The sequence below is a fragment of the Mesorhizobium sp. B2-6-2 genome (genome assembly GCF_006440615.1).
In the GTDB taxonomy this organism is placed as follows: Bacteria; Pseudomonadota; Alphaproteobacteria; order Rhizobiales; family Rhizobiaceae; genus Mesorhizobium.
On the sequence record NZ_VFUG01000027.1, the window covers coordinates 26,102 to 40,782 of the forward strand.

The window sequence follows — 14,681 nt, forward strand, 5'->3', positions numbered from 1 at the left end:
TGCAAATTTTTGAGACGCGCGTATCGTATTGATATGGATGTCTCACGTCAACAAGCCGCCTCCACCGATGATGCCGCACAGGCGCCGGCCGCCGAGAAGGGGCCGCGCGCCCGCACAAAGAGGCTGATGCTGGAAACGGCGACGAGGCTGATGCAGTCCGGCATGACCCCTTCGGTCAGCGAAGTCGCGGAGGCGGCAGAGGTGTCGCGCGCCACCGCCTACCGGTATTTCCCGAGCCAGGCGGCGCTGGTGCAGGCCGTGGTCGATGAAGGGCTCGGCCCTATCCTTACCTGGAAGTCGGCATCCGACGATGCCGAGCGGCGCGTGGCGGATCTGTTCGCCACCGCGATGCCGCGCATCGAAGCTTTCGAGGCGACGTTCAAGGCGGCGCTGAAACTGTCCCTCGATCAATGGGCACGGCGCCAGGCGGGCACGCTCGGATCCGAACCGGCCTTCATTCGCGGCCATCGCGTCGACCTGTTGAAGGATGCGATCGCGCCGCTCAAGGGGCGCCTGAAGCCGCGCCAGTTGAGGCGCCTGGCCCAGGCGCTGTCGCTGATGTTCGGCGTCGAGGTGGTCACGGTGCTGAAGGACATCTGGGGGCTGAACAGCGCCGAGATGATGTCGGTCGCGCAGTGGGCGGCAGGCGCCTTGGTGCGCGCCGCGATGGCGGAATCGGAGGCAAAATCGGCAGGAATGGCTACGGCGCCTGAGGCGACGATCGGTTAAATCTGGTTCGACCAGATTGTAGGGACAGTTTTGAATGTTAATTGAGGTGGGCGGCTCGCCACAAGGGCTCCGCGTATCAAGGAGTAGGAAAAACGAGGGAAAACAGGCAGATGCAATAATGGTTGGCTCGTTCGTCCGCTTCTGGCCTTCCAAGAAAGCGCTTGACGCCAAGCTGAAATTGGTAATACCAGATTTAGGACCGATAAAGCGGATCAAAGTGAAGGCTGCGATCCATTTCCGACAGGGTGGGAGGCCTGGAACCGGAGAGGTGCCATCACAGGAGGAACTACCAAGGCCGGCTTCGCCGCCGGCTCGCATGAGACGGTAGAATGCGCACAAGGGAGGAAAACTATGCGCAAGATTGTGACCAGCGTGATTGCTGGTATTGGGCTGGCGCTTGCCTGCGGGACATCCGTCCGCGCGCAGGATAAGGAACTCACCATCTTCTGGGCGGAATGGGACCCGGCGAACTACCTGCAGGAACTCGTCAACGACTACACGGCCGAAACCGGCGTGAAGGTCACGGTTCAGACAACGCCGTGGCCCGACTTCCAGACCAAGGCCTTCACCGAGTTCAACGCGCATGGCGACGCCTACGACATGGTCGTCGGCGACTCGCAATGGCTGGGCGCCGGTTCGACGCAAGGCCACTATGTCGACCTGACCGACTTCTTCAACCAGCACAAGCTTGGCGACGTGATGGCGCCCGCGACCATCAAATATTACGCCGAGTACCCGGGCGGTTCCAGCAAATACTGGGCAATCCCGCTGGAAGGCGACGCGATCGGCTGGTCCTATCGCAAGGACTGGTTCGAAGACCCGAAGGAGAAGGAAGCCTTCAAGGCCAAATACGGCTACGACCTCGCGGTGCCGACGACCTATGCGCAGCTGCGCGATATCGCCGAGTTCTTCCACCGTCCGGACCAGAAGCGGTACGGCGTGGCCATCTACACCGACAATTCCTATGACGCGATGGCGATGGGCGTCGAAAGCGCCATCTTCAGCTATGGCGGCGATCTCGGCGACTACGCGACCTACAAGGTCGACGGCATCACCAACTCCAAGGAAGCCGCCGCCGGCCTCGACATGTACAAGCAACTCTACAAGTTCACGCCCCCCGGCTGGGGCAAGACTTTCTTCGTGGAAGACAACCAGGCGATCACCGGCGGCCTGGCCGCGATGAGCATGAACTTCTTCGCCTTCTTCCCGCCGCTGGTGAACAAGGCCACCAACCCCTATGCCGACGTCACCGGTTTCTTCGCCAATCCGGCCGGCCCGGACGGCAAGCGCTTCGCCGCGCTCGGCGGCCAAGGCATCTCGGTCGTCTCGTATTCGAAGAACAAGGACGAGGCGATGAAGTTCCTCGAATGGTTCATCAAGGACGAGACCCAGAAGAAGTGGGCCGAGCTCGGCGGCTACACCTGCAGCCAGGCCGTGCTGAAGTCCGAAGCCTTCCAGAACGCGACGCCCTACAACAAGGCGTTCTACGACACGATGTTCATGGTCAAGGACTTCTGGGCAACGCCTGAATACGCCGAAGTGCTCGATCAGCTGAACCAGAACATCTATCCGTTCGTGGTCGGCGGCAAGGGCACCGCCCAGGAGGCGCTCGACAAGACGACCGCCGACTGGAAAGCGACCTTCACCAAGTACAACCGTTACAAGTAAGCATCGCAGTCAGAATGCCGGAGGAGGTTTCCCCCTCCGGCATTCCTGTTTTCAGGAGACAAAGTTGGCTTCGGTAGCCCTTACCAATCTTGATCCAGCGTCCAGGGCCGCCGCTCGCGGCTGGTCCGATCTGACCATCCGTAACCTGTTCATCATCCCGACGCTGGTCTTTCTGATCGTCTTCAATATTTTCCCGCTGATCTATTCGCTCGGCTATTCCTTCACGAACTTCGCCGCGAACCGCAGCGAACCCTGGCAGTTCGTCGGCTTGCAGAACTATCGTGAGCTGCTGAGCGACGATCATATCTGGTCGAACTTCGTCATCACCGCCAAATACGTGATCGTTTCGGTGGCTGGGCAGATGATCGTCGGCTTCGGCCTTGCGCTTCTGCTCAACCGCAGCTTTCCGATGAAGGGCCTGATCACCACGCTGCTGCTGCTGCCGATGATGATGTCCGCGGCGGTCGTCGGCCTGTTCTGGCAATTGCTCTACAGCCCGTCCTGGGGACCGATCAACTATGTCTTCGGCCTTGGCGACTTCGCCTGGCTCTCCAATCCCGACAGCGCGCTCTACGCAGTCGCGATCACCGATATCTGGATGTGGTCGCCTTTCGTCATGCTGCTGTCGCTCGCCGGTCTCTCGGCCGTGCCGCAGCATCTCTACGAGGCGGCCGCGATCGACCGCGCCGGCTGGTGGTACACCTTCACTCGCATCACCTTGCCGCTGGTCTCGCCGATCCTTTTGATCGCGCTGATCTTCCGCACCATGGAAGCCTTCAAGACCTTCGACATCGCCTACACGATGACCACCCAGCCGACCGCCGAGCTGATCGCGATCCGGCTCTACAAGCAGGCCTTCCAGCAGTGGGATACGGGCAAGTCCTGCGCGCTGGCCTACATCGTGCTGATCATGGTGCTGGCGATCACCAACCTCTACGTGAAGTATCTCAACAAGGTGAAGGAGCGCTGACATGGCCGCCGTCCGCACTTCTTCCGAGGTCGCCTTCAATCGCATCGCCATCGCCGCGGTGCTGATCGCGACGCTGATCTTCCTGGCACCGATCTACTGGATCGCCTCGACGGCCTTCAAGCCGAAGGAGCTCGCCGTCAGCGTCCCGCCCACCGTGCTGTTCGAGCCTGAGGTGACGCCGTTCGTGCGGCTCTTCACCAAGCGCGTGCAGATGCAGAAGCCCGTCGATCCGCAAGTCTACGATGCCGCGCCGTGGTGGGAAAAACGCATCTATGACGGCGGCGAGCGGGTTCTCAAGGTCGGCAAGGACGTGCAGCTTTCGCAATATCCCGACCGGTTCATGAACAGCCTGATCGTGGCGGTGATCAGCACGGTGCTGGCCGTCGGCATGGGAACCTTCACCGCCTATGGCTTCTCACGCTTCAAGATCGCCGGCGAGGCAGACCTGCTCTTCTTCATCCTGTCGACCCGCATGCTGCCGCCGGTGGTGGTCGCCATTCCGATGTTCCTGATGTACCGGGTCGTCGGCCTCAACGACTCGCATATCGGCCTGATCATCCTCTATGTCGCCTTCAACCTTTCCTTCTCGGTCTGGCTGATGAAGGGCTTCATGGACGAGATCCCGAAAGAATATGAGGAGGCGGCGCTCGTCGACGGCTACACGCGCATGCAGGCCTTCTTCAAGATCGTGCTGCCGGAAGCGGCGACCGGCATCGCCGCCACCGCGGTGTTCTGTTTCATCACGGCCTGGAACGAATACGCCTTCGCGCTGATCATGACCAACCGGCGCGCGCAGACGGCACCGCCCTTCATTCCCTCGCAGATCGGCTCCGGCCTGCCGGACTGGACGACGATCGCGGCGGGTACCTTCCTGTTCCTGTTGCCGGTGGCGATCTTCACCTTCCTGCTGCGCAACCATCTGCTTCGCGGCGTGACGTTCGGAGCAATCCGCAAATGAGCTTTCGCGCCACCAACGAGAAGTACCTGCTGCCGGCCTCGCAAATCCTCATGGTGCTGGGCATCGTAGCGCTCTGCCAACCATGGAGCCTCGGCCTGCATTCATACGGTGTGACGATCATCCTGATCGGGCTGATCGGCTTCAACATCACGTCCAAGATCGCACCGGAGCAGAGCGAGGAAACCGGCGCCGCGACGCATGAGGGAGCCCGCCAGTGACGCAGATCGAACTTCGCGGCATCGAGAAATTCTTCGGTGCCGTCCAGGTCATCCACAATCTGAACCTGGCCATCGCCGACAACGAGTTCATCGTGCTGCTCGGCCAGTCGGGCTGCGGCAAGACCACGACGCTGCGCGCCGTGGCAGGGCTGGAGACGATCGACCAGGGCGATATCCTGATCGACGGCAAGCCGGTGCAGCACCTCAAGGCGGCCGACCGCGACATCGCCATGGTGTTCCAGTCCTTCTCGCTCTACCCGCATATGACGGTGTTCGAGAACGTCGCCTTTCCGCTGCGTGCAATGCGCATGGGCAGCGGCGAAGTCGAGAAGTCCGTGCGCGAGGTCGCCCGGGTCCTGCGCATCACCGACTTGCTCGACAAGAGGCCGTCGGCGCTCTCGGGCGGCGACATGCAGCGCGTGGCCATCGGCCGTGCGCTGGTGCGGCGCCCGAAGGCGATGCTGATGGACGAGCCGATCGGCGCGCTCGACGCCAAGCTGCGCGAGGAGATGCGCGCCGAGATCAAGCGCCTGCACGTCAAGCAAGGGTCGACCACGATCTATGTCACGCACGACCAGATCGAGGCGATGAGCCTCGCCGACCGCATCGTCATCATGCATGAAGGCTTCATCCAGCAGGTCGGCACGCCAGACGATGTCTATTCGCATCCGGCAAACCTGTTTGTGGCGCAGTTCGTCGGCAGCCCAGTGATGAACATCGCCGAGGCCAGTGTCGCGGATCAGGCGGGCGCTGCCTCCGTAACCGTCGGCGATGCGCCGGCTGGCTTCGAGTTCCCGCACCAGCTCCTGTCCAGGCTCAACGGGCATGCAGCCAATGGCGGCCTGACGCTCGGCATCCGCCCGGAGGGCGTACTCGTGCGGCACGATGCGGCGCCCGGCTACATGCCGGTCGAGGCGAGCATCATCGAGCCGCTCGGGTCCTTCGACATTGTCGATCTCAGGGTCGGCTCCACGATGCTGCGCGCCCGCACCAAGGCGGGCTACGTCTCGGGCCCCGGTGAGAAAGTCCATGTCCGCATCGATCCAGAGCAGGCGCATTTCTTCGACACGGCAAGCGGCAAGTCGCTGGGAGTAAGGCTGTAATGGCCCATATCGAACTGAAGAACATCACCAAGAAATACGGCAGCCACACCGCGCTCACGGGTCTGAACCTCGACATAGCCGACGGCGAGTTCTTCGTGCTGCTCGGCGAGACCGGCGCCGGCAAGACGACGACGCTACGCCTGATCGCCGGACTGGATAAGCCGACCGAGGGGCAGGTTCTCATCGATGGTGTCGACGTTGCCGGATGGGGTGCGGCCGAGCGCGACGTCGCGCTGGTGCTGCAGCAATATTCGCTTTATCCGCGCTACACTGTGCGGCAGAACCTCGAATTTCCGCTGAAGCCGAAGATCCGCCGGCTGCCGGATGCAGAGATCAAGGACCGTGTCGCGCGCGCCGCCCGCACGCTCAGGATCGAACACCTGCTCGACCGCAAGACCGACCGGCTTTCCGGCGGCGAGATGCAGCGCGTCTCGATCGGCCGCGCCATCGTGCGCAAACCGCGCGTGTTCCTGATGGACGAGCCGCTGTCGGCGCTCGACGCCAAGCTGCGCGAGGCGCTGCGCACGGAATTGAAGAACCTTCAGATGCAACTCGGCGCCACCTTCCTGTTCGTCACGCACGACCAGATCGAGGCGATGTCGATGGGCGACAAGGTCGGCGTGCTCAACCATGGCCGCATCGTGCAGACTGGCACGCCGCATGAGATCTACAACAATCCGCGCGACACCTATGTCGCGAGCTTCGTCGGCTCGCCGCCGATGAACCTCATCGACGGCAGACTGGTCGACGACCGCGCGGTGATGGCGCCGATGAATTTCGAACTGCCGCTCGCAATTGGGGCCAAGACTTTTGGGGGAGCCAAGGCAAGCGGCGCGACCGACGGCCGCCCGCTCGTCTTCGGCATCCGTCCGGAGGACGTCTACCTGGAGAGCGGCGCGCCGGTCGAGGCGCGGGTCCATGATGTCGAGAACCACGGCGTGGAGAAGATCCTGACGCTGAGGGTCGGCGACACGATGCTGCGGGCCACGGTGCCGGCCAGGACCGACGTCGCGATCGAAGAGCCGGTGCGCTTTGCCTGGAACCCCGACAAGGTGGTGATGTTCGATAAAGGCAGCGGCGTCAGCCTGCGGCACGCCGGATAGAAATCGGGCTTGGCCGGCTGTTGCTATCGGCTTGCAACTATTTCGGCAGATAGGTCTCGTAAGGCGTATCTTGATCAGGCTTGTTCGTCGCCACTAGCATTGCGGAAATGACTTGGCGCCACGCCCATCACCCGCTTGAAGGCGCGGCTGAAGGAGGCTTCCGAATCATAGCCCAGCCTCGAAACCGTGACCGAAACCCTCATGCCGTCGCGGGTAAGCCATGGCCGCGCCTGGTGCATGCGCACGCGCAGCACGTATTTGGCCGGCGTCTCGCCGACCACGGTGGCGAAGCGTTGCACAAAGGCGGAGCGCGAGGCGCCCATCATCCTGGCCAGCGCCTCGACCGTGGTCGATCACGCCGGCGTGGCCAGCACTTTCGCCTATGGCGGCGTGGCGATCTTGCTGGCGGCGCTGGTGGCGTTCCTGATGGGGCCCAAGCAGGCGGCCGAGTAGGCCAGACCGCTTGCCCTTCCGAGCATCGGCCCGGCTCTCACGAGCGCCGGGCTGTTAATTCTAGCTTCAAACCGAGCGGCCGTCGAACTCGAACACTTCGATGCTGGCGATGTCGACGCCGTCGAGACAGTTGATGTTGATATAGGCGGACCGTTCGTTGCCTTGGCTGACATCCTCGGCAAAGGGGTGCATGCCGCAGGTGCGGCAGAAGCGGTGCGCGATTTGAGCCTTGCCGAAGGTGTAGCGGCCGAGGTCGTCGCCCCAGGCGACCAGATTGAGCTTCTCATGCGGCACGGCCCACAAAAGCGCGCCCTTGCGCCGGCAGATCGAGCAATTGCAGCGCACGGCCATGCCGAGCTCGCCCTCGACCTCGAATGCCACCTTGCCGCAGTGGCAGCTGCCTTTGTACAGCATCAGCATCTTTCCATCGCTGGCAGGGTGCAAAGGCACGCTTGCCGGGTTATCTCTTTGCCGGCCAACACCAGGCCGCACGCCTAAAAGACGTTGCAATTTTGCAAGGCCCGACATCGAAAATGCAATCCATCCGCGACCGCCTCGAGATCATCCTGTCACGTCTTGCCAATCGGGCGGGGGATGAGAAGGTCTATACGAAGCTCTATGCCGAGGCCGCGCGGGCAGCCGCCGAAGCGTCCGATGCCCGCCGCAAGGCCGGCGTCACCCTTGGGCCGCTCGACGGGCGCATCGTTTCGATCAAGGATCTGTTCGACGTCGCCGGCGAACCGACAGCGGCCGGATCGCTGATCCGCGCCGGTGCCGAACCGGCGGCGCGGGACGCGGCGATCGTGCAGAGGCTGCGCCAGGCGGGCGCCGTCATCCTCGGCAAGACCAACATGACCGAGTTCGCCTTCACCGCGATCGGCGACAATCTGCATTACGGCACACCGGGCAATGCCGCCGACGCCGGCCTGATCCCGGGCGGCTCGTCGTCTGGGGCCGGCGTCGCGGCCGGCGAGGGCACGAGCGACATCTCCATCGGTTCGGACACAGGCGGCTCGGTGCGCATCCCCGCCTCGCTCAACGGCGTCGTCGGCTTCAAGCCGACGGCGCGGCGCGTGCCTTTGACGGGCGCCTTTCCGCTGTCGATGACGCTGGATTCCATCGGTCCGCTTGCCCGCGGCGTCGCCGATTGCGCCATCGCCGATGCGATCATGGCGGGGGAAGAGCCGGCAGCCCTTCAGCCCGTCCCGCTCGCGACCTTGCGAATCGGCATCCCGCGCGGCGTGCTGTTCGGCGAGACGCAAGCGCAGGTCGCCGAAGCTTTCGAGGCCTGCATCGACAGGATCGGACGAGCCGGCGCCCGCGCTGCCGATTTGTCCATCGACGATCTCATCGCCGAGATGCGCGCGGCAACCAGGCGCGGCACGATCGCGTCGATGGAAGGCGCCGAAATCCATGCCGATTGGTTGGCGAGCGGCGCCTCGGTGCCGGTCGATCCGCATGTCACCGGTCCATTGACGCGCGCGCTGACCATTCCCGCGTCCGCCTATATCCGCACGATCCGCCGCCGCGCCGAACTGGCCGCCTCGATGGACGAACGGCTGGAGACGGTCGATGTTCTGGCATTGCCGACCGTGCCGATGGCCGCGCCGTCCATCGCCGCCATGGCCGGCGACGAAGAACTGCGCGACAAGACGGAAGGACTACTCTTGCGCAACACGCAGGTCGCCAACCAGTTCGACCTTTGCGCGATCTCGCTGCCAATGCCCGGCACGAAGCTGCCGGCCGGATTGATGCTGGTGGGCAAGCACGGGCATGACAGTCATCTGCTGCGCATTGCCGCCGCGGTCGAGGCTTTGCTTGGCCGTTGACTGCGGAGGCCATCAGGATGCAAGTCCGGAAAGGCTGGCCCGCATCTCAGGTCTGCACCCGTCGCGATGCTCGCCGGGGAACTATTCGCCGACCGGAAATCGTCGCCGGTAGTGCTCGATGACTTCCGGATTGCGCAGGTTGACCGGCAGCTTGCCGGCGAGCACCAGCAAGGCCTCGCCGGCGGCGCCGACGCCCATGCGCATCATCGATTCCTCGGTGATGCCGGCCATATGCGGGGTGACGATAACGTTGTCGAAGCCGAAATAGGGATGGTTGGGCGGCAGCGGTTGGGTCGCAAAAACGTCGAGCGCAGCGCCGCCGATTCGGCCGGTACGCAGGGCTTCGATCAGCGCCTCGTCGTCGACCACCGGGCCGCGCGAGACATTGATCAGCAGCGCGTTGGGCTTCATGCGGGCAATACGCTCGCGACTGATGAGACCCCGCGTCTCCTGGGTCAACGGGCAGCAGAGCACGATGATGTCGCTCTGCTCGACCAGCGCATCGATCGACAGGAAGCCGACGCGTTCGGGCGCCGGACGCAGGCTGCGCGTGGTCGCCACGACATTGAGGTCGAAGCCGTGGGCGGCGATGTGGCCGACGGCCTGACCGACCGCGCCGAGGCCGACGATGCCGATGGTCTTGCCGGCCAGTTCGCTGGTCGAGTTGGCGTGCTCGCGCCCGGCAAGCCAGCCCTTGGCGCGCAGGTCGCGGTCCATCACGCGGAAGCGCCGGAGCAGCGCAAGGGCGGTGAACATCACATGCTCGGCGACCGAGCGGGCGTTCACGGCGGGCACGTTCGCCACCAGCACGCCGGCGGCGGTCGCGGCATCGACCGGGATCATGTCCAGCCCGGCGCCGTGGCGGATCGCGGCGCGCAGGCTCGAAGCACCCGCAAACAGCTCCGGCGGCAGCGGCGCGCGCACGATGACGATGTCGGCGTCGCGGGCCTCAGCGGTCAGCGTCTTGGCATCGAGCGCGGAAGCGATCGCAAGCCGCCCGGCGCCGGCCAGCATCGCCGTGGCGCGAGGATGCAGCGGATGCGTCGACAGGATCTTGCGCATGGGGTTCCATTTCCGCATTTGTGCGATGCCAAGCTAAACGTCTGGCTGCAAAATGCTCAAGGGCATTTCGCCGTTTCACGGAAACGGAGAACTGCCCTGTCTCTGTGGGTTCACGCAATTTCGGACGGAAGGCTACGGCGAAGGTGCCGAACCTGACCGTCCAAACTTTCCTGAAATTGCTCAAGCCTTCTCGAGCGCCGCGCTTTTCGGCTCCATTCCGCGGCCTTCGATGATCCCCTTCCAGTAGCTCTCGGCGCCCTGCAAATGGGCATTCATCAGGGCCTGGGCGAGGTTGCCGTCGCGGCGCAACAGCGCTTCGTAGATCTGGATATGCTCGGCATGCGAACGTACCGAGCGTTCGGGATCATTGAAATAGATCGGCAGGCGCTGCTCGCCCATCAGGTAATAGACGCTGCAGATGTTGTGGAAGACGCTGTTCTTGGTCGCGCGCACGATCTCGAGGTGAAACTCGCGGTCTTCCTTGGCAAGGCCTTCGCCTGCGGCGATGCGCTCCTCGGAAGCCTTCAGGATTTCGCGCAGGCGCTCGAAATTCTCTTCGGTGGCGCGCGAGCAGGCAAGCTCGGCCGCCTTGATCTCGTGGATCTTGCGCAGCTCGACGGTCTCGTAGATCTGCACAGGGTCGAGCGGCAGCCCCGCGCGGGCGAACAGCGCCAGCGCTTCCACGCTCGCCTGCTTGGTGTCGATATAGATGCCGGATTTGGCGCGCCGCTCAACGATGCGCATGGCCTCGAGGATGGCGAGCGCCTCGCGGATCTGGCCGCGGCTGACGCCGAAATGTTCCGCCAGCTCGCGCTCCGAGGGCGTGCGGCCGGACTCCTTGTCCGAGTTGGAAAAGAGATAGGCGGCGAGTTCCGCGAGAAGGTTCTTTTCTTTCATCGTCAAATACGTTGCGCGTGCGCCTCCAGGAATCGCTCGGAGATGGTGAATCCCAATCCAGGCTTTTCAGGGATCGCTATCATACCGTCCTTCGCCTCGACAGTCTCCTCGACGAGGTCGTGGATCATCGGGTTGGCGCCGAGCGAATATTCAATGGTGAAGCTGGCGGGCGAAGCGGCACACACATGCAGCCCGGCAAAGAAGCAGGGCGCGCCGGCCCATAGATGCGGCGCGAAGCGCAGGTTGAAGGCGCTGGCGATGGTGCCGATCTTCATCGCCTCGCTGATACCGCCGCAGAAGGCGGGATCGGGCTGGAAGATGTCGGCGGATTTCAGCACAGCCAGATCGCGGAAGGCATAGCGCGTCGCCTCGCTTTCGCCGGTGGCGATCGGCGTCGATCCCGAGGCGCGCACGTCGGCCATGCCCGGCTTGTCGTCGGCAGTCACCGGTTCCTCGAACCAGGCAAGGTCGAGATCGGCGGTGAGGTTGATGAAGCGCTTGGCCTCGGCGACGGTATAGGTGCCGTGCGCGTCGACCATCAGATCGACATCCGGCCCGATCGCCTGCCTTGCGGCGCGCACGCGCGCGGCCGAGACATGCGGGGCGCCGTCCATGGCGCCGACGCGCATCTTCAGCGCCTTGAAGCCGCCCTTGGCGATGTAGGATTGCAACTGCTCGCCGATGGCGTCGGCTGAGGCCCAGCCGCCCGAGGCATAGGCCTGCATACGCTCGACCTTGCGGCCGCCGAGCAGCCGCCACACCGGCTGCCCCAGCGACTTGCCGAGGATGTCCCACAGCGCGATGTCGACGGCGCTGATCGCCGCCACGCTCATGCCGCGCCGCGCCAGCTGCGGCATGGCATGGCCGGCATGCGCCGCCGTCTCATGCCGCACGCCGTTATAGAGCATTTCCCAGATGATGCCGATGTCAGCCGGATCGCAACCAATCAGCTGCGGGCCGATCTCGTGGTTGAGCATATGAACGAGCGCGCCATAGCTGCCGGCGCTGCCGGCGGCGTTCTTGCCCTCGCCCCAGCCGACCAGGCCGTCAGCGGTCTCGATGCGCAGAATTGCGGCGTCGAATGTCGTCACCTGGCCGAAGTCGCTGCGATGCTGCTTCGCGACTTCGATCGGGATACGAACCCACCAGGCCTGGACGCTTTTGATGCGCATGTTTTCCCTTCGGCCCCTCCGCCCGCCAGCGGAAGGCATAGGTTTCAACCCGAGGCCTACTTGATCAGCGGCAGCAGCGTTTCGGCGGTGATGCGCATCTGGTCGGTGTAGAATTTTTCCGTGAGCACGCTGGAGCCGTGGTCCTGGATGAATTTGAGCTGCTCGGGCGAGATGTCGACCGGATTGCGCTCGACCATCTCCGGATAGGGGGCCGCCGGCGTGCGGTCGACGGGCGCGACGAACTCGTTGGTCAGCGCGCCGTCATAGCCGACTTCCTTCAACGTGCGCACGATCTTCGGCCAGTCGATCTGGCCAAGGCCGGCCGCGAAGCGGTTGTTGTCGGCGACATGGAAATCGAACAGGCGCTTTCCGACCTGACGGATCGCGTCATAGACGTTAAATTCCTCCATGTGGATATGGTAGGCGTCGAGGCAGACGCCGCATTCGGGGCTTACCGCATCGGCGAGCGCCAGCGCCTGAGCGCCGCGGTTGAAGAGATAGGTCTCGAAGCGGTTGAGCGGCTCGACGGCGATCCTGACGCCGACCTTCTGGGCATGGCTGAAACATTCGCGCGTGGCATCGACCACCCAGCCCCATTCCTCGGCCTCGGTGCCGTCTGGAACGACCTTGCCGACGGTCGCGGGCACCAGCGTGATGATCTCGCCGTCGAGCTCGCTGACCATGGTGAGCACGTCCTTGACGTATTGGACCGAGCGCTCGCGCTGGCCCTGGTCCTTGGCGGCGAGGTTGCGCTCGCCGAGCATCAGCGTCACCGAACCCCAGCAGCGGATGCCGTGCTCCTTCAGGAGCGCGCGCGTCTCCTTGGTCTTGTACTGCTCGGGCTCGCCGGAAATCTCGATCGATTCGTAGCCGAATTTTTTGATGCGCTTGAGCGTCACCTCCAGCGGCTCCGCCCGCATCCAATTGTGCGTCGAAAGATGCATGGTCTATCCTTCCCAGAATTCGCCTGTCACATTCTACCCCGCGGCGCCTCCGGCAGAGGCGGGCGCACGGTTCCTCCCCAAGGCGTTGCCAGAATTTCCTCCAAACTGGTTCGACCAATTGGGCCCTCCATGACCTCTACAGCAAATTTTCATGCACGGCAACAAGTGGGCGGCAGAAGCTCTATCAGCCGAGCAATAGTCTGATTTTACGAGGTAATTCCACTTGTCTGTTTGGAAGCTCGGCTCGTTTTCGCGGTTTTCGGCCGCTTGACCGAATTCCGGGATTTGGTAATACCAGAATGGCGCAATGCATGGACGCCGACAGGGTTGACCAAACAGGCTGGCCCTCACTTCAATAGGCGCTATGCTTGGTCGCGAAAACAAACGAGGGAGGATGCCGATGCCAACGACGATGAAGGGCCCCGGCCTGTTTCTGGCGCAGTTCGCGGGCGACGCCGCGCCGTTCAATTCGCTGGGTTCCATCACCAAATGGGCAGCAGGGCTGGGCTATAAGGGCGTGCAGATCCCGACCTGGGACGCGCGCCTGTTCGACCTCGAGAAGGCGGCGTCGTCGAAGGCCTATTGCGACGAGGTGAAAGGCGTCTGCGCGGATGCAGGCGTCGAGATCACCGAATTGTCGACGCATCTGCAGGGGCAACTGGTCGCGGTGCATCCCGCCTATGACGCGCAGATGGATGGATTTGCGCCGCCATCGGTGCACAACAATCCCACGGCACGGCAAAAATGGGCTGTCGAGCAGATGAAGTTCGGCGCCAAGGCATCGCGCAATCTCGGGTTGAACGCTTCGGTGTCGTTCACCGGCTCGCTGGCTTTCCCTTACCTTTATCCGTTCCCGCAGCGCCCGGCCGGCCTCATCGAGGAAGCCTTCGGCGAACTCGGCAAACGCTGGAAGCCGATCCTCGATGTCTACGAGGACAATGGGGTCGATGTCGGCTACGAGATCCATCCGTCCGAGGACGTGTTCGACGGCGCCACCTTCGAGATGTTCCTCGACGCGGTCGGCGGCCACAAGCGCTGCAACATCAACTACGACCCGTCGCATTTCCTTTTGCAGCAGCTCGACTATCTCGAGTTCATCGACATTTACCACGAGCGGATCAAGGCGTTCCACGTCAAGGACGCCGAGTTCAACCCGACCGGGCGGCAAGGCGTCTATTCCGGCTACCAGGGCTGGGTGAACCGTGCAGGGCGCTTCCGCTCGCTGGGCGACGGACAGGTCGATTTCAGCGGCATCTTCTCCAAGCTCACCCAGTACAACTACGATTCCTGGGCGGTGCTGGAATGGGAGTGCTGCCTGAAACATCCCGAGGACGGGGCGGCCGAAGGCGCGCCTTTCATCCAGCACCACATCATCCGGGTGACGGAGAAGGCCTTCGATGATTTCGCCGCCGGCACGACCGATAAAAAGCTGCTGCGGGCGATGATGGGGATTTGACCCGCAGCTCCCGTGAGGAGGTTCGGCCGCAGGTCCGGGTGGGGTTGAATCCCAAGTCGCAGCGGACCCTTATACCCCCACACCGACGCGGCGCGTCGACCCTCCCTCCAAGGGAGGGT

Annotated in this window: 14 protein-coding genes and 1 pseudogene; 9 read left to right on the plus strand and 6 right to left on the minus strand. The window is 63.5% G+C overall.

The features are described 5' to 3' along the window. Positions 1-33: 33 nt before the first annotated feature. The 7 genes from FJ419_RS28975 (at position 34) to FJ419_RS29005 (ending at position 6,749) form a co-directional block, all read left to right on the plus strand. The gene (locus tag FJ419_RS28975; protein WP_140700654.1) at positions 34-729 is read left to right on the plus strand and encodes a TetR/AcrR family transcriptional regulator; all 696 of its coding nucleotides are present in this window, start codon (positions 34-36) and stop codon (positions 727-729) included. 351 nt (positions 730-1,080) lie between these two features. After that, positions 1,081-2,397: an extracellular solute-binding protein gene (locus FJ419_RS28980; RefSeq protein ID WP_140545888.1), complete on the plus strand. Its 1,317-nt coding sequence runs from the start codon at positions 1,081-1,083 to the stop codon at positions 2,395-2,397. 64 nt (positions 2,398-2,461) lie between these two features. Next, positions 2,462-3,367, plus strand: coding sequence for a sugar ABC transporter permease (locus FJ419_RS28985; protein WP_095769195.1), 906 nt, complete (start codon positions 2,462-2,464; stop codon positions 3,365-3,367). Between the two features lies 1 nt (position 3,368). Then, on the plus strand, positions 3,369-4,325 hold the full coding sequence (locus tag FJ419_RS28990; RefSeq protein WP_140545886.1) for a carbohydrate ABC transporter permease: 957 nt from the start codon (positions 3,369-3,371) through the stop codon (positions 4,323-4,325). Further along, positions 4,322-4,543 carry a hypothetical protein gene (locus FJ419_RS28995; RefSeq protein ID WP_140700655.1) on the plus strand — a complete coding sequence of 74 codons (222 nt, stop codon included), beginning with the start codon at positions 4,322-4,324 and terminating at the stop codon, positions 4,541-4,543. Before FJ419_RS28990 ends, FJ419_RS28995 begins: the two co-directional genes overlap by 4 nt. Beyond that, positions 4,540-5,646, plus strand: a complete 1,107-nt coding sequence (locus FJ419_RS29000; protein WP_140700656.1) for an ABC transporter ATP-binding protein — start codon at positions 4,540-4,542, stop codon at positions 5,644-5,646. The genes FJ419_RS28995 and FJ419_RS29000 overlap by 4 nt, the downstream gene beginning before the upstream one ends. Beyond that, entirely contained in the window at positions 5,646-6,749 is a 1,104-nt protein-coding gene (locus FJ419_RS29005; RefSeq protein WP_140700657.1) for an ABC transporter ATP-binding protein, read from the plus strand. Before FJ419_RS29000 ends, FJ419_RS29005 begins: the two co-directional genes overlap by 1 nt. 74 nt (positions 6,750-6,823) lie before the next feature. Here FJ419_RS29005 and FJ419_RS29010 read toward each other — a convergent pair. Then, a pseudogene (locus tag FJ419_RS29010) lies at positions 6,824-7,096 on the minus strand (AraC family transcriptional regulator); the annotation flags it as partial. A gap of 172 nt (positions 7,097-7,268) precedes the next feature. Then, positions 7,269-7,616 carry a GFA family protein gene (locus FJ419_RS29015; protein ID WP_140700658.1) on the minus strand — a complete coding sequence of 116 codons (348 nt, stop codon included), beginning with the start codon at positions 7,614-7,616 and terminating at the stop codon, positions 7,269-7,271. Positions 7,617-7,735: 119 nt separating this feature from the next. On the opposite strand from FJ419_RS29015, the gene FJ419_RS29020 reads away from it, so the two are divergent. Continuing rightward, the gene (locus FJ419_RS29020; RefSeq protein WP_140700659.1) at positions 7,736-9,031 is read left to right on the plus strand and encodes an amidase; all 1,296 of its coding nucleotides are present in this window, start codon (positions 7,736-7,738) and stop codon (positions 9,029-9,031) included. A gap of 81 nt (positions 9,032-9,112) precedes the next feature. On the opposite strand, the gene FJ419_RS29025 is transcribed toward FJ419_RS29020, so the two are convergent. The 4 genes from FJ419_RS29025 to FJ419_RS29040 form a co-directional block, all read right to left on the minus strand. Next, a complete protein-coding gene (locus FJ419_RS29025; RefSeq protein WP_140700660.1) occupies positions 9,113-10,093 on the minus strand; it encodes a hydroxyacid dehydrogenase in 981 nt (326 codons plus the stop codon). Between the two features lie 180 nt (positions 10,094-10,273). Next, a complete protein-coding gene (locus tag FJ419_RS29030; protein ID WP_140545878.1) occupies positions 10,274-10,990 on the minus strand; it encodes a FadR/GntR family transcriptional regulator in 717 nt (238 codons plus the stop codon). 2 nt (positions 10,991-10,992) lie between these two features. Further along, on the minus strand, positions 10,993-12,162 hold the full coding sequence (locus tag FJ419_RS29035; RefSeq protein WP_140700661.1) for a mandelate racemase/muconate lactonizing enzyme family protein: 1,170 nt from the start codon (positions 12,160-12,162) through the stop codon (positions 10,993-10,995). Between the two features lie 56 nt (positions 12,163-12,218). Continuing rightward, positions 12,219-13,106: a sugar phosphate isomerase/epimerase gene (locus FJ419_RS29040; protein ID WP_140700662.1), complete on the minus strand. Its 888-nt coding sequence runs from the start codon at positions 13,104-13,106 to the stop codon at positions 12,219-12,221. Positions 13,107-13,506: 400 nt separating this feature from the next. On the opposite strand from FJ419_RS29040, the gene FJ419_RS29045 reads away from it, so the two are divergent. After that, entirely contained in the window at positions 13,507-14,562 is a 1,056-nt protein-coding gene (locus FJ419_RS29045) for a sugar phosphate isomerase/epimerase (RefSeq protein WP_095769299.1), read from the plus strand. Positions 14,563-14,681 lie beyond the last annotated feature (119 nt).

Excerpts from the sequence above, each read along its gene's own strand:
- FJ419_RS28975 (WP_140700654.1), top strand. The coding sequence starts at position 34 with ATGGATGTCTCACGTCAACAAGCCGCCTCCACCGATGATGCCGCACAG.
- FJ419_RS28980 (WP_140545888.1), top strand. The coding sequence starts at position 1,081 with ATGCGCAAGATTGTGACCAGCGTGATTGCTGGTATTGGGCTGGCGCTT.
- FJ419_RS28990 (WP_140545886.1), top strand. The coding sequence starts at position 3,369 with ATGGCCGCCGTCCGCACTTCTTCCGAGGTCGCCTTCAATCGCATCGCC.
- FJ419_RS28995 (WP_140700655.1), top strand. The coding sequence starts at position 4,322 with ATGAGCTTTCGCGCCACCAACGAGAAGTACCTGCTGCCGGCCTCGCAA.
- FJ419_RS29005 (WP_140700657.1), top strand. The coding sequence starts at position 5,646 with ATGGCCCATATCGAACTGAAGAACATCACCAAGAAATACGGCAGCCAC.
- FJ419_RS29015 (WP_140700658.1), bottom strand. The coding sequence starts at position 7,616 with ATGCTGTACAAAGGCAGCTGCCACTGCGGCAAGGTGGCATTCGAGGTC.
- FJ419_RS29020 (WP_140700659.1), top strand. The coding sequence starts at position 7,736 with ATGCAATCCATCCGCGACCGCCTCGAGATCATCCTGTCACGTCTTGCC.
- FJ419_RS29025 (WP_140700660.1), bottom strand. The coding sequence starts at position 10,093 with ATGCGCAAGATCCTGTCGACGCATCCGCTGCATCCTCGCGCCACGGCG.
- FJ419_RS29030 (WP_140545878.1), bottom strand. The coding sequence starts at position 10,990 with ATGAAAGAAAAGAACCTTCTCGCGGAACTCGCCGCCTATCTCTTTTCC.
- FJ419_RS29035 (WP_140700661.1), bottom strand. The coding sequence starts at position 12,162 with ATGCGCATCAAAAGCGTCCAGGCCTGGTGGGTTCGTATCCCGATCGAA.
- FJ419_RS29040 (WP_140700662.1), bottom strand. The coding sequence starts at position 13,106 with ATGCATCTTTCGACGCACAATTGGATGCGGGCGGAGCCGCTGGAGGTG.
- FJ419_RS29045 (WP_095769299.1), top strand. The coding sequence starts at position 13,507 with ATGCCAACGACGATGAAGGGCCCCGGCCTGTTTCTGGCGCAGTTCGCG.